Here is a 15,175-nt window from a genome sequence, read left to right on the forward strand (position 1 = left end):
TAAATTATAATTTTAAAGTTGCTCCAAAACTGAAAGTTCTGGACGTTGGATAAGCAGCGTAATCAATACCAATAGATTGGTTTCCACCGTTCGATTTCGGACTGTTGATTAACGGATCGTAACCTGTATAATTCGTAATTGTTATTAAGTTAGACCCTGTTACATAAAGCGTTAATCCGTTTAACCAGCTTACGTTTCTTAAATCAAAATTGTATCCTAAACGCGCTGTATTTAATCTGATAAAATCTGATTTCTCTAAGAAAAGCGTTGATAAAATTGGCGCATTTGTTGCATTTGCGCCAGACTCATAATATCCTGTAGCAACGTTTCTGTCAGAAGCCAAATTATTGATATTTAAGGCATTCAATCCTGTATTATTCAACAAATAACCTCCTGTCTGACCAATGATTGAAAATGAAAAACTAAAGTTTTTATAGGTCATATCACTATTAAGTCCGTAATAAAAAGTGGGTAACGCTCCTTCGATAATAATTCTGTCGCTGTTATCAATTTTACCGTCTCCATTTTGATCTTTAAAAACATTTCCACCTTTATCATCAAATCCGGTATGCTCTAACAAATAGAAAGAACCTGCTGCGTAACCGCTTTTATAAATATTAGCATTTACTCCGGATTGTCCAGGCCCTGAAATAGTTCCTGTTAAGATTTCTGAAACAGGTAAATCTTCAATTTTGTTTCTTAATGTAGCTCCGTTTACATCAATATTCCAGGTAAAATCTTTTGTATTTACTATTTTTGAACCTAACATAACTTCCAAACCTTTATTAACGATTTTCCCGTCAATGTTTGTCCACACTGTTGTTGTTGGTTTTAAAGGGCTTGACGGAACGTTTAAGATGGCATCTGTAGTTGTTTTGCTGAAATAATCAACAGTTCCGTACAATTTATCACTCCATAAACTAAAATCTACACCTATATTAGCTTGCGTAACCACTTCCCATTTTAAATCAGGATTTGCCGTTCTTGTTACAGAAACTCCGTTTACCAAATTCAAATCATCATACAAATAATATCCGTCAGGCCCAGATAATGAATAACTTGCCTTAGTCAATTTGTTTTGAACTTCCTGATTTCCGGTTTGTCCCCAACTCGCTCTCAATTTTAAATTGTTTATAGCTGTCACATTTTCCAAGAAGCTTTCTTTAGAAATATTCCATCCTAAAGCAAATGAAGGAAAGTAACCGTATTTGTTATTATCACCAAAACGGGTAGAACCATCGGCTCTCATCGAAGCCGTTAAAAGGTATTTATCGTTGAAAGTATAATTCAATCTTCCAAAATAAGACTGCAATTCATTTTCCTGCGCATAACCTGTAGTTCCTGACTGTGTTCCTGCAAAACCAGGATTAATAGATGGTTTTATACCAACGCCCTGAGCAGCAATTCCGTCAATACTGAAACTTGTTCCCGATTTTTCAAATTTTTGATACGAGAATCCGCCCAAAACCTCAAATTTATGTTTGTCCAACAATAAATTATATGTCAAATAATGCTCAACCAAAGAGTTTTTAGAGTCTAAATTATTCTGAACATATTTCCCTTTTGGATTCAAATCGGTTAAGTTTGGATAAATCGTCGTATTACGTTCAGCGCTGGAACGATCTACACCCACGTTTAATTTATATTCTAATCCGTCGATGATTCTAAAAGAAGCTTCAAAATTTCCTAAAACTCTCAACGTGCGCGTTTGATCCTCATAAATACTCAATAAATAAGCAGGATTATAATGCGCGTTCATGTTGAAGTTGGTGTATTTTCCATCAGCATCAAAAACAGATCTTGTTGGGTTTGCCATCAAGGTGTGTACAATTAATTGCCCGTTTGAACCACCATCATCACTTGTAGGAACTCCATCATCTTTCGTTTCACTCGCTGTAAGATTCACTTTTATTTTTAAACGTTTGTTGTCTAAAAATGATTCAGCAGCATTAATTCTACCCGAAAGACGTTTGAAATTACTGTTACGAATAATTCCTTCCTGATCCATTTGCGCAACAGATGCGTAATAATTACCTGATTCTGTTTGTTTTGCAAAAGACAAAGCATTGTTTGTAGTCACGGCACTTCTGTAAATTACATCTTGCCAGTCTGTGTTTCCACCGTGATCAAAAGCCGGATCTTTGATAGCGCCTCGGTACTGCTCTGCGCTTAAAACATCTAATTTGTGCGCTACTTTCGAAACTCCCATATAAGAATCAAAAGTTAAGGTTCCCTCCCCTTTTGATCCTTTTTTTGTTGTAACCAAAACAACTCCGTTAGAACCTCTTGCACCGTAAATAGCCGCTGCAGAAGCATCTTTTAAAACTGTAATCGATTCTATATCACTTGTATTCAAAAAGTTTAATGGATTTTTTGCAGATGATGCCCCAAAACCAACATTGCTTCCCGTTGGACTTACGTCATCGTTAGACAGCGGCATTCCATCTACAACAAACAAAGGTGTACTTCCGCTTCTGATAGATCCAACTCCACGAATCGTAACATTTACGCCAGCTCCCGGCTCCCCGCTTGTGTTTACAACACGAACACCGGCCACTTTTCCCTGAATTAAATTATCTACAGAAACGTTTACTCCTTGTTTAAAATTTGCTGCTTCAAGCTGAGTTACAGCTCCCGTAACATCTTTTTTAGACTGTTTTCCATACCCTACAACCAAAACTTCGCTTAATTCTGATGTATTTGGTTCCAGCTGAATAGTCATGAAATTCTTTTGTACACCAACTGTTTTGGTTTTATATCCTAAATACGAAACTTCGATCGTTTTTCCTTCTGTAACAGAAAGTTCAAATTCACCATCAAAATTAGAAACAGTAGCGTTTTTTGTAGCAGTTTCTAAAACTGTTACACCTGGCATTGGCACTCCATTTTCGTCAATAATTTTCCCTTTAATTTTAATTTTTTCTGCTTCAGATGTTGTTTTTACGACAACCGCTGTTTTCTGAATCAAAACCAATTTTCCATTAATATTATAATTGAAATTGGCTTTTTTAGAAAGGTCACTTAAAATTACATCAACAGCTTCGTTGCCATAATTTACTGTATAGGTTGTGTTATCTGCAATAATTGCTTGTCCGTAACTAAATTTATAGTCCGTTTTTTTACTTAGTTTTGAAAAGATAGATACTAAAGTTGCTTTTTCTATTTTATTTTCTACTTTTGATTTTTTAAGAATAGTTGTACTGTAACCGCTTTGAACGCACAGCAACGCCAGAATTAAAAAGAAAATTCCCTTTGGAAGATTTAAATTGATTCGTTTAAAATACATGATTTAAGTTATTGGTTTTTCGATACTTAATTATTAATCGCAGTTGTTCTCAGCAACTGCTTTTTTTTGATTTTAGTTCACTTTTACTATTTCGCCATAAACTTTAAATTTTAGGTTTGTGATATAATTGATTTGCTCTAAAACATTTTCTAATGTTGCGTCCTTCTTTATGAACACCGTTAACGGCGTTGCTAATACAAGTTCATTATCGTATTGAAATGAAACTCCGTATTTATATTGTAAAATGGTAATTACCTGTTTAAGTGTAGTTTGGTTGAGCGTTACATCACTCGCGTACCAATTGACCATAAATGATTTGTCTGCCAGTAGTTTAGTTAGTTTTTTATCTTCAAACAAGGCTTCCTGATTGGGAATCAGGTCAACGCTCTGACCATTTGAAGTAACATTTACTTTTCCGGTTACGACAATTACTTCGCATTTTGATTTTGACATCTGAATGTGAAAAGAAGTTCCCACAACTCTGGTTTTAATTTCGCCGGATGCAATAATAAAAGGATGTTTTTTGTCTTTGGCTACTTCAAAAAATGCATTTCCTTTTAGTAAAGAAACTTTTCTTTCGCTTCCGCTAAATTTTTCCGGATATTGAAATAATGAATTTGCTGCCAGATAAATTTTCGAGCCATCACTTAATTGGATAGACTTGGGGATGTCTGATGTTTTAAATGTTAATTGCTTTTCGATTGAAAAGTCAGGTTTGAAGAAAAATCCCAAACCGGCAAGAAAAAGAATACTGGCAGCGGCCATACATCTTAAATACGAATTGAAGTTTTTCTTCTTCAATATTCGAAGTTGAATTCCTTCATATATATTTTGAGAAACTTCAGTAGAATTTCCCATTACATTATCATCCCATTTTGAATTTTGATATTCACTTAAAGCAAAATCAGTCAGCAAATTTTCTTCTGTTTTTGAAGTTTTATTTCGAGAACTTTTATCAACAAGATATTCTAAACTGTGTTTTAATCTTTTTATCATAATACTTATTATTCCCTTTGGTGTAATTTTCAACACATAGGAACATAGTTTTTTGCTTACTTAAAGTCGTTTCACTTGCAGTAACAAATCATAGCTTTTACGTTTCGCTATGTGTGAAAAAACTAGTTTTTTAAAATTCTTCTTTTATTAGAAGAAAAAAATCTATGTTTCTATGTGTTAAAATAATTACACCTAACAGGTTTTATTATCTATAAGTACGGGAATGAAGAAATCGTACTATCCGGAAATATTATGAAACCATTAACAGAAAGTTATCTTAAAACTTTTGATGTAAAATAATGAATGGAGCAAGCCAGGCAAGGTCTTTCAGGCCTTCACGCAGTTGTTTTAATCCCGAAGAAATTTGATTTTTTACCGTTTGTTTCGATATTCCAAGTTCATCCGCAATTTGATCAATCGTCATATCCTGCATTTTATACATCAGCAAAACTTCTTTTCTTTTTTCAGGAAGCTTATCCAATAAAGAGTAAAGCAAATCCATCAATTCAGGATCGATCGTTGCAAAATGATCAATTACATAATCTTCGAATTTATCTTCCAGAATTGTCTTGTCGAACTTATTATTTTGGTAATGTTTAAAAACCTGATTTTTTACTGCTCTGAACAAATAAGGCTCGATTGCATTGATTTGGATATCATTTCTTCTTTCCCATAAATCGACAAAAACATCCTGAACAATATTCTGTGCCAAGTCTTTATCCTGAGTCATCGTATACGAAAAAGCCGTTAGCTTTTTCCAGTACAGCGTATACGTTTCTTCAAAAATTTCAGGATTCTTCATAGGTTATCTGGGTGGCATTTGTTGATGTAAAATAATAAAATGTTGAACCATTGTTTTTTTCCTGAAGATTATCTTTCAATTAAGAAATCAATACGTTTGTTTTATTAATACTACGTTTTTGAAATAAAAATGATAATTGATTTGCGATTTCTTTTTCTTTAACTAACACATAAATCAAATACTATTTTTAAATTAGTGTCATCCAAAAAAAGGTAATTTTCTTTTGCTGCGTCCTCAGTATTAATAATTTTACACTTAAAAATCATGAAACAAATTTTGTTTACATTATTTCTTGCCGGCGCGATTTCTAACGCTGCTCAGGCACAAAATGACACGCTAAAAATTAACCAATTACAGGTTATTGGTTCTCACAATAGTTACAGACATGCCATTGAAACCGATTTGTACAATACAATTCAGGCCAAAGACACTTCGCGTTCTCTAAAAGGCTTGCAATACACTCATATTAGCCTTACAGATCAATTAAATAAAGGTTTACGTAATCTTGAAATCGATGTTCAGGGAGATGCAAAAGGCGGAAAATATGCGCACCCAAAAGGTTTGGACATTGCAAAATCTCAGGAACCTTATGATCCAAATGGAGAAATGAAAAAACCGGGTTTTAAAGTTTTTCATATGATTGATATTGATTTTAGAACATCTTGTTACACACTTCAAAATTGTCTGGCAGAATTAAAAAAATGGTCGGACGCAAATCCTGATCACGTTCCGGTTTTTATTACTTTGGAACCAAAAGACGATGATAGTTTTTTAGGTACAAAAGCAGAGAAATTTACACCCGAATTGTTCGATGCACTGGATAAAGAACTTCGAAAAGGTTTAGGAAATAAATTGATAACGCCGGACATGGTGCGTGGAAAATACAAAACGCTCGAAGAAGCGGTTTTAAACAACAACTGGCCAACGCTTAAAAAAGCAAAAGGGAAATTCTTGTTTATTTTGGATAACAACGGAGCCAAAAGAGATTTGTATGCCTTAAATCATCCTTCACTAAAAGGACGTGCCGTTTTTATTAATGCCGAACCCGGAAAACCGGAAGCTGCAACTTTATTCCGCAATAACTCTGAAGATCCAACAATTAACGATTTAGTTAAAAAAGGATATATCATCAGAACCCGTGCCGATTCTGATACTAAAGAAGCACGCAAAAATGATTATTCGCATTTTGAAGCGGCTAAAAAATCTGGTGCACAAATCATAACAACTGATTATTATTTACCAAGTACGTTTTTCGATTCTCCTTATCAGATAAAATACGATGACGGAACTTATGTGAGGGTTGATCCTGTTAATGGAGTGAAGTAGTTTTCAGTTTCGGTCTCATTTTTAGTTTGTTGCGTGTATATTTTTACCGCAAAGAGCGCTAAGCTTTTTTTATTAGCTGTCTGTTTGCAGGCTTAAAAAGTTCGCAAAGCTTTATACAAAGCTTTGCGAACTTTGCGTTTTAAAAAATATTATAATTATAAATCTAGTTTTAAAATATAGCCCGCGGTTTCAACCGCGGGATCCCAACGTATATCGTAAAATAAATATCTGAACGTCCCTGCGGTTGAAACCGCGGGTTATATTCGCAAAAAATTCGCAAATATTTTTGCAGATAGCTTTGCGAACTTTGCGTTTTAAAAAAGATTATAATTATAAATCTAGTTTTAAAATATAGCCCGCGGTTTCAACCACGGGATTCCAACGTATATCGTAAAATAAAATCTGAACGTCCCTGCGGTTGAAACCGCAGGCTATATTCGCAAAAAATTCGCAAATATTTTTGCAGATAGCTTTGCGAACTTTGCGTTTTAAAAAAGATTATAATTAAATCTAGTTTTCAAATATAGCCCGCGGTTTCAACCGTGGGATTCCAACGTATATCGTAAAATAAATATCTGAACGTCCCTGCGGTTGAAACCGCAGGCTATATTCGCAAATCTTTTTGCAGATAACTTTGCGAACTTTGCGTTTTAAAAAAGATTATAATTATAAATCTAGTTTTCAAATATAGCCCGCCGTTTCAACCGCGGTATTCCAACGTATATCGTAAAATAAATATCTGAACGTCCCTGCGGTTGAAACCGCAGGCTATATTCGCAAATCTTTTTGCAAATATTTTTGCAGATAGCGTTGCAAACTTTGCGTTTTAAAAAAGATTATAATTATAAATCTAGTATTCAAATATAGCCCGCGGTTTCAACCGCGGGATCCTAACGTATATCGTAAAATAAATATCTCAACGTCCCTGCGGTTGAAACCGCAGGCTATATTCGCAAAAAATTCGTAAATCTTTTTGCAGATAGCTTTGCGAACTTTGCGTTTTCTAACCACAAGCTAAAGCAAAAAATCTTTACACCCTTCGGTTAAATTATCGAACGTTTTTAGCAACGAATTCACGAATCATTATTCTATAATCAAATAGAAAAAATTCGTGAATTCGTGGCTATTTTTTTTTCCTATTTTTATTATTAAGGTTGCTTCGTTCCTCGCAATGACTTTCTATAAACTTTTGTCTATAAAAAAAATCTGCATTAATCCGTTTAAATCCGCGTCATCCGCGTACCATTTTTGCTCATTTCAAACTCTTAACAGCTCCCGTTTTCAAATCAACACTAAAATGATCTGCAGGAACTTCATGCATGAATTTGTTGAAGATGATTAAAAATAATCGAAGTTGATTTTGAAGAGGTTTTTCTTTTGAAGTGTCTTCTTTATGATTTTCAAAAAACATTTGTGAGAGAACTTTGTATTGTTTGGCTCTTTTTTCGCCAACATCTGTCAAAGCCAGTTCATCGGCGCTTCTAAAACGATAAAAATCTACCAGAAAATCGTAACCTGTCCAGTTAAAATCTTCTTTTTTCAGATTGTTTTCTGCTAATATTCTATTTGTTTTTTGTTGTGATTCTGCCCATTCTTTTGCGGTACTTTCTTTATTTTTCAGAATAAAATCAAAGTCTTTATCGGATTGAATATTAGCCAAAACCAATAATTCTGAAGCAGAAATATGCAGGAAAAAATCTTTGAAAGCCGAAGGCCAATCATCTGATAAAAAGCGAAGGCGAACTAATTCCTTCAAATGAAAATCGGTAAAATCGTGGTAGTTTTTGGTTTCTAAAATGGCTTTGTTCCAAATGTCTTTGGTTTGCTGCGATTCTAAAAACTGATATTCCATTTTATACAAATCAAAAAGTTCGTTATACCCTTTCACTTTATCGATTGTAATCGTTTGAATATCTACAAGATTATCTTTTTGAATCGTTAATAGTTTATAAGCAGGAATATACGCCGCCAAAGATGGTGTTTGAATATTGACCAACGTGTTGCCTTTTGAGGTGGTGCGAATTCCGGTGTCGTTAATGTGCATGTGTCCGCCAAAATGAATTTTTAATCCCGCATCTGCAAAAGTTTGCGCTACTTCTTCAACCGGAACTCTGTTCAATTGCCATTTGTTTGGACCAAGCATTTCTTTTATTTGCGCAGAAGCGTCATCATTAAAATCAATCATCGGAAAATGACTAAAAGCAATTAAGGTTTTGCCTTGTTTTTTGGCTTGGGCCGAAATATCTTCGACCCATTTTATCAAATGTTTTTTATTCGAAAGCACATTATTATATCCGGTACTGGCTTCTGAATAATTTTTAGAATCTTTGGCGTCTGCAGTTGCATTTTTCTTCGGAATATAAACATTGCCGTCTATCGCCATAAGCCAAAGCCCGTCAACTGGTTCAACAACATAGCTTACGTCCGGAACTTCGTAGCCTGGTGCTACTTCATAAACTCTGTTTGGTAATTTTGCAGCTTCGGATGCTTTTTCGAAACTATAATTTTCAGCTGTATAAGTTGCAAAAGGTGTTGCCCAGAATTTGTATTTTTCATTAGGATAAAAACCAAAATTTTTCAATCCTTCTGTAATTCCCAAATAACCCATTTTGGCAATATCGGCTGTTATTACAACAGGCTGTTCAATAGTTAAATTTGGCTTATACAGGCCTTCTTTACTATAAATGGGCTGGCTTTTGCCTTCTTTGCCTAAAAAATCTTCTTTGCCGGATTCTTGTGCAAATGGCCCAACGGGATCGTGATTTCCGGTTGTAATGAAAAATTCAATGCCGTATTTTTTTCTGTATTGATTTAGAATCGTTTCTAATCCTCGCACGTGAATGGGCTGACCATCATCTGTATAATCACCTGGAAGTGCAACAAATTTTATCTTTCGCTTTGCGATATCATCAAGAGCAGCGATAAAAGCAAAATAGTTTTCATTGAAAATTCGGGTCGAATGCAATTGAGATGCCATTGTTCTCAATAAAGTATATTTTCCTGTTTTGGGATTTAAAACACCGCGATAATCATTATCTGAAAATTTCCCGAATAAATCCTGTAAATGCACATCTGATAAAAAAGCGATCTGAACGCCGTCGAGTTTGGTTTGTTTTTGCGCCGAAATAGTACAATTACAAAAGATAAATAGTAGAAATAGAACTGAATTTTTAGAAAGAGAAAATATTTTGGTAATCATAGGTTATGTTTTTGCAAATGGGGAATTAGAAAGCTTGGGGATTACTTTCATTTGCAATTTTATCGATTATAACTTAAAGTTGGTTTACGCTATTGTTATGGAAATGATAATGTTTAAGACGAGCCAGCCTGTAAGGTTTTCGAAACCTTGTAGGTTTGGGATATTAAGTAATATCTAAAAGTTTTTGGAAACCTTAGAGAATTGAAATATAATCACTTATCGATAGAAATTAGAAATTTCAAAATATCTTCGGTGCTTAAAATATAATCCGGTGTGGTATTTAAAATGGCATTAGAAGGCATATAAGGCATTTCTGCCGATTTAGGATCCTGTATTACAATGATTCCGCCTGCATTCTGAATGGCTTTTAATCCTTCTGTACCGTCTGTGTTGGAGCCTGAAAGTAAAATCCCGACTAGATTAGGACCATAAACCTCTGAAGCAGATTCAAAAGAAACATCAATGCTGGGTCTGCTGTAATTTACTTTTTCTGAAATATCGAGGGCAAAAAAATCATCTTTTTCAAATAATAAATGATAGTTTGAAGGAGCAACATAAATAAATCCGGGCATTAATTGCACTTTGTCTTCAATAAGTTTTACCTCGGTTTGGGCTTTAAGGGTTATTAATCCTTCGAGGGTTAAATCATCTGTTCCTCTTCGATGCAGGACAATTACGAGCGCAAAAGATGTGAATAAGGGCAAATCGGGTAAAATTTGTAATAGTGCATTCAAACTTCCTGCCGATCCTCCTATAATAACTACTCTTGTATTCGATATTATTTTACTTTCCTCCATATTTTCTCTTTCTCTAACTGCTTGTATTTAGTTGTAGATATCGAATATTTTATGGTTTCTTTGGTGCCGAGTGCCAAAAAACCCAAAACTGCTAAACTTGCATCAAATAAATTGATGACTCTTTTTTGTAAATCATTATCAAAATAGATTAAAACGTTGCGGCATAAAATAAAATCAAACTCATTGAATGAATTATCTGAAACTAAATTATGCTGCGAAAAAACCATTTTTTGGGCCAGTTCTTCATTGAATTTTGCAATGCCGTAATTGGCGATATAATAACTCGAAAAATCTTCCTGCCCGCCGGAATCTCTGTAGTTTTCTGAATATTCTTTCATCATTCGCAAAGGAAAAATGCCTTTTTTGGCTGTCTCCAATACTTTCGAATTAATATCTGTGGCATATATCAATGATTTATGCAAAAGCCCCGCTTCTTTTAGCATTATGGCCATCGAATACACTTCTTCGCCGGTGGAACATCCTGCATGCCACAAACGTATGAATGGTTTTGTGGCAAGCAAGGGCAATATTTCGGTTCTGACAATTCTATAAAAAGTCGGATCCCGGAACATTTCTGTAACGTTTACAGTAATTTCGTCGATTAATCTTTTATAATAATCAGAATCGTTTCTAACCTTTGATAAAAATTCATAAAAATTCCTGAATCCATCTAAATTGTAAACTCTATTAACGCGCCTTTTTAATGATGCTCTAGAATAACTTCCAAAGTCAAAACCATAATATTCGTAAATATCATTTATAAGGGTTTCTAACTCAATGTCTTCTATCATAACAATTTTAAATTTTACTTAAAACGTGCATCAATTTATCTACGTCTATAGGTTTTGAAACATAATCATCTGCGCCTGCTTCAAGGCATTTTTCTTTGTCGCCCGTCATCGCCTGGGCCGTAACGGCAACAACTAATGTATTTTTTCGTGACGGAATATTTTTTATAATCGGAATTGCGTCGTAACCATCCATTTCCGGCATCATCATATCGATTAAAATAGCATCGATGTGTTCGTCTGTTTTTAATAATCGTATTGCCTCTTCGGCACTTAAACTAGACAAACAATCGAATGATTTGGCACGCAAAACGTTTACCAAAGCAAATATATTTCTTGAATCGTCGTCAATAATCAAGAGTCGTTTTTTTTCCATATTTTCAGCAATTTTGCATTAAATTTTATCGTATAACCACACACGCAATAGCGACAATAACTGATCTATATCTACAGGTTTTGTAATATAATCTGATGCTCCTGCCTTAATGCATTTTTCTCTGTCGCCTGTCATTGCTTTTGCTGTTACGGCGATTAAGGGCAAGGTCAGGAATTTAGGAATTGTTCTGATTTTTTCGGCAGTCTCATAACCGTCCATATTGGGCATCATCATGTCCAGCAAAACAATATCAGTATCGGGATTTTCTTCTAATACCTTTATGGCGTCATTACCATCGAATGCGGTAATTACATTCATTTTAAAGACTTCGAGCGCTTTTGTTAAGGAATAAATATTACGAACATCGTCATCTACTATCAATACTTTTTTATCATGTAAAATATTGTTTAGTAAATTTAGTTTTTTGTAGCTTTCTTTTTTGCCATTTGGACCTTTATTTTCTTCTACCAAGTGTAAAAACAACGAAACCTCATCGAGCATTCTTTGGTAAGAATGGGCTGTTTTTACGATAATAGAATCGGCATATTTCTTAATTTTTACTTCTTCTTTAAGCGAAAGGCTTTTTCCAGTAAACACAATTACGGGAAGATTTTCTAATCCAGGGCTTTTTTTAACGCCATCCAAAATTTGATACGCTTGTTTATCCGGAATTCCCATATCGAGAATCACACAATCAACTTCTGTTTTATTCAACGCTTTTAAGCCTTCAGCAACTTCGCTTTTTATCTCAGAATTAATATTATAAGTTTCTAAGAAATAGGCTAATGCTTTGGCATGCTTTGGGTTATCTTCGATAATTAAAACCTTTTGAGATTCTTTGGTTATAATATGTTCGATACGCATAAAAACCTCCGGAATCTTATCAAAAGCAACCGGTTTGTCAAGAAAATCAACGGCTCCTTTAAGCAAACTTTCCTGCTTTAATTTGTGCGATGACATAATATGTACCGGAATGTGTTTGGTTTGATTGTTGTTTTTTAATTCTTCCAAAACTTCCCAACCGCTTTTTATCGGCAATTCGATATCCAATAAAATGCCGACAGGTTTGTACATCAAGGCAAAATTTAAGGCATAATCCCCGCGAACGGAAACTACAACTTTATAGCCATTTTTTCTGCTAAATGCCAAAAGTGATTGCGCAAAATTGATATCATCTTCTACAATCAAAATAACTTTATCTTCTTCGGTAATGATATCTCTGTCATCTTCAATTTCATCCGGAATTACGGCAGACAAATATTTGTTTTGTAGCTTTCTCGATTCCTCAGTCTCAACTGTTGCAATTTCCATTGGCGGCGGCGCTTTATCCACAATTAATTTTTTGCTTATCGTTCCGTAAACCGGTAAACATAAAGTAAATGAGCTTCCTTCTCCTTCTTTACTATGCAGAATAATTTCTCCACGAAGTAATTTTGCCAATTCTCTACTAATGGATAATCCCAAGCCTGTTCCTCCATATTTACGTTTTGTAGAACCATCTGCTTGTTGGAAAGCTTCAAAAATTAACGGTTGTTTTTCTAACGGAATTCCGATTCCTGTATCTTTTACAATAAAGCAGATTACTTTATCATCGTCTTCGTTTATTTTTATTTCGACACTTACAGACCCTTTTTCTGTAAATTTAATAGCATTTGAAATTAAGTTTTTCAGAATTTGCTCTAATCTCATTTTGTCTGTTTTAATGACAATTGGAGCATCTTTAGACATAATTTCGAATTGGATTCCTTTTTCTTTGGCAACCTGAGAAAATAAACTCGAAAGTGTATCTGTAATTTCTTTAGTTGAAACATCTAAAAATTCAAGCTCCATTTTTCCGGCTTCGATTTTAGATAAATCCAAGATTTCATCGATTAAACCAAGTAAGCTGTTTCCTGAACTCTGAATCACTTTTGCAAATTCAACTTCTTCACTATTCATGCCTTTGCCATTGTTTTCAGACAACAATCGGCTTAAAAGTAAAATAGAATTTAAAGGTGTTCTTAATTCGTGCGACATATTTGCCAAAAACTCTGATTTATAACGAGTTGTAAGCTCCAATGCTTCTGATTTCTTTTGAATTTCGTTGTTTCTTTCTTCTAATAAAACACTTCTTTCCGAAAGTTCTTCGTTGGTTTGCTCCAGTTCTTCCTGTTGCACGCGAAGTTCCTCTTCAGATGCCTGCAGTTTTTCTGTTTGTGCTTCTAATTCGGCATTAATTGCTTCTAATTCACTATGCTGAACACGTAATTCTTCTGATTGTGATTGGGTTTCTTCTAACAACTCCATAACACGTTTACGGTTTTGCGTAGATTTAATGGAAATACCAATATTATTTGCTATGGTTTTAAGAAATTCTAAATGCAATTGAGAAAATCCGTAAATGCTCGCCAGTTCCAATGCTCCTTCTACTCTGTTGTCAATCAACGGAACTGCCACAATATGAGTTGGTTTTATTTCGCCTAAAGCATAATTTATATGAATAAAATCTGCCGAAAGTGTTTTTAATTCTAAAAGTTCGCCCGAAATAATTGCCTGACCTAAGAGACCATCGCCTTTTTGAATTGTTTCTCTGCTTTTTGTTGGAATATAGCTGTATCCTGCCGTAAAAGCAAGTTCATCACCTTCTATAACATAAAAAACGCCGGCACTGCTGTTTGTATAATGACACAAATATTCGATAACATCTTTTGCCAGTTCTTTCAAGGATTTATCACCCAACATAACATTATTAAGACCTGCAACACCACTTTGTATCCACTCTTTTTCTGACAATAAACTAAAAGACTGTTTTAGCGCACTGCTCATGCTGTTCAGTGATTCTCCAACACTTCCCAGTGCATCTGCTTTGGTATCGTCTACACGAATATCATAATTACCACTCGAAATATTTGATGCAATTGTACTAATTACTTCAATTCTCTGGGCGGTTTCTATATCTTTTTGTTCTAGTTCCCTTTGAAGCTCTGAACGTTCGTTGTAATCTTTTAAAATTCTGATTAAAAAGACGACCGAAATCAAAAATGCAATAATAAACGCAACCACAATTAAAATGGTACTATACGTCCCATAACGTTCTGAAGTTTCGTTTCGTTGTTTTAAAAGAGCTTGTTCGCTTGTCTCAATTCGTTTAAAATAATTTCTAAGCTCGTCCATCATGGCACGGCCTTCATTTAAGTCAAATGTGGTATTGTTTTTTCCTAATCGTTTTTTAACAATTTGGTTGTTTAGATATTTAAAGAAATTAGAGCGAAGTGTTTTTAATTCTGCCAATGCTTTTTGCTGTACGGGATTGTCAATTGTAAGCTCTTCCAGTTTTTCAAAATAGGTATTTGATTCGGCTTCATAGGAGTTGTATCTGCCAACAAATTCTTCTTCTCCTGTAATTAAATAACCTCGCATGCTGGTTTGGGCATCTGTAAGCGACGCAGAACCCTGGTTTAAGTTATAAATAACATCCTGAGTATGATTGACCCAAAAGTTACTTTTCAATAAGTTTTTTATACTAATAAACGATGCCGTAGAACTGATCATTAATACAAGTAATGAAACCAGGGAGCTGATTAGTAAATTTCTTTTAAAGTTGTTTTTCATAGGTTATAATCCGA

The 15,175-nt window shown here is 34.4% G+C and carries 9 protein-coding genes; 1 reads left to right on the plus strand and 8 read right to left on the minus strand.

The features are described 5' to 3' along the window. Window positions 1–4: 4 nt before the first annotated feature. The 3 genes from SD960_RS10310 to SD960_RS10320 all read right to left on the minus strand — a co-directional run bounded on the left by SD960_RS10310 (window position 5) and on the right by SD960_RS10320 (window position 5,084). Window positions 5–3,286 (minus strand): TonB-dependent receptor, encoded by a 3,282-nt coding sequence (locus tag SD960_RS10310; protein ID WP_318802724.1) that lies wholly within the window; start codon window positions 3,284–3,286, stop codon window positions 5–7. A gap of 72 nt (window positions 3,287–3,358) precedes the next feature. Continuing rightward, complete coding sequence (locus SD960_RS10315; RefSeq protein WP_318802726.1) at window positions 3,359–4,282, minus strand: FecR family protein; 924 nt, start codon at window positions 4,280–4,282, stop codon at window positions 3,359–3,361. Between the two features lie 277 nt (window positions 4,283–4,559). Further along, on the minus strand, window positions 4,560–5,084 hold the full coding sequence (locus tag SD960_RS10320; protein WP_318802728.1) for an RNA polymerase sigma-70 factor: 525 nt from the start codon (window positions 5,082–5,084) through the stop codon (window positions 4,560–4,562). A gap of 264 nt (window positions 5,085–5,348) precedes the next feature. Here SD960_RS10320 and SD960_RS10325 point away from each other — a divergent pair, with 264 nt between their 5' ends. Continuing rightward, window positions 5,349–6,410, plus strand: a complete 1,062-nt coding sequence (locus tag SD960_RS10325) for a phosphatidylinositol-specific phospholipase C1-like protein (RefSeq protein WP_318802731.1) — start codon at window positions 5,349–5,351, stop codon at window positions 6,408–6,410. Between the two features lie 1,252 nt (window positions 6,411–7,662). On the opposite strand, the gene SD960_RS10330 is transcribed toward SD960_RS10325, so the two are convergent. The 5 genes from SD960_RS10330 to SD960_RS10350 form a co-directional block, all read right to left on the minus strand. Then, a complete protein-coding gene (locus SD960_RS10330; RefSeq protein WP_318802733.1) occupies window positions 7,663–9,609 on the minus strand; it encodes a metallophosphoesterase in 1,947 nt (648 codons plus the stop codon). 212 nt (window positions 9,610–9,821) lie between these two features. Next, complete coding sequence (locus SD960_RS10335) at window positions 9,822–10,406, minus strand: chemotaxis protein CheB (RefSeq protein WP_318802734.1); 585 nt, start codon at window positions 10,404–10,406, stop codon at window positions 9,822–9,824. Next, the gene (locus SD960_RS10340) at window positions 10,388–11,197 is read right to left on the minus strand and encodes a protein-glutamate O-methyltransferase CheR (protein ID WP_318802736.1); all 810 of its coding nucleotides are present in this window, start codon (window positions 11,195–11,197) and stop codon (window positions 10,388–10,390) included. The genes SD960_RS10335 and SD960_RS10340 overlap by 19 nt, the downstream gene beginning before the upstream one ends. A 7-nt stretch (window positions 11,198–11,204) precedes the next feature. Further along, window positions 11,205–11,570, minus strand: coding sequence for a response regulator (locus SD960_RS10345; protein WP_318802738.1), 366 nt, complete (start codon window positions 11,568–11,570; stop codon window positions 11,205–11,207). A gap of 18 nt (window positions 11,571–11,588) precedes the next feature. Continuing rightward, window positions 11,589–15,161, minus strand: coding sequence for a response regulator (locus SD960_RS10350; RefSeq protein ID WP_318802740.1), 3,573 nt, complete (start codon window positions 15,159–15,161; stop codon window positions 11,589–11,591). Window positions 15,162–15,175: the final 14 nt, after the last annotated feature.

This window comes from Flavobacterium sp. MMLR14_040, assembly GCF_033657265.1.
GTDB lineage: Bacteria > Bacteroidota > Bacteroidia > Flavobacteriales > Flavobacteriaceae > Flavobacterium.

What these genes read in the sequence shown, in the direction of transcription:
- SD960_RS10310 (WP_318802724.1), bottom strand. Translation starts at nt 3,286, where the DNA reads ATGTATTTTAAACGAATCAATTTAAATCTTCCAAAGGGAATTTTCTTT.
- SD960_RS10335 (WP_318802734.1), bottom strand. Translation starts at nt 10,406, where the DNA reads ATGGAGGAAAGTAAAATAATATCGAATACAAGAGTAGTTATTATAGGA.
- SD960_RS10320 (WP_318802728.1), bottom strand. Translation starts at nt 5,084, where the DNA reads ATGAAGAATCCTGAAATTTTTGAAGAAACGTATACGCTGTACTGGAAA.
- SD960_RS10340 (WP_318802736.1), bottom strand. Translation starts at nt 11,197, where the DNA reads ATGATAGAAGACATTGAGTTAGAAACCCTTATAAATGATATTTACGAA.
- SD960_RS10350 (WP_318802740.1), bottom strand. Translation starts at nt 15,161, where the DNA reads ATGAAAAACAACTTTAAAAGAAATTTACTAATCAGCTCCCTGGTTTCA.
- SD960_RS10330 (WP_318802733.1), bottom strand. Translation starts at nt 9,609, where the DNA reads ATGATTACCAAAATATTTTCTCTTTCTAAAAATTCAGTTCTATTTCTA.
- SD960_RS10325 (WP_318802731.1), top strand. Translation starts at nt 5,349, where the DNA reads ATGAAACAAATTTTGTTTACATTATTTCTTGCCGGCGCGATTTCTAAC.
- SD960_RS10315 (WP_318802726.1), bottom strand. Translation starts at nt 4,282, where the DNA reads ATGATAAAAAGATTAAAACACAGTTTAGAATATCTTGTTGATAAAAGT.
- SD960_RS10345 (WP_318802738.1), bottom strand. Translation starts at nt 11,570, where the DNA reads ATGGAAAAAAAACGACTCTTGATTATTGACGACGATTCAAGAAATATA.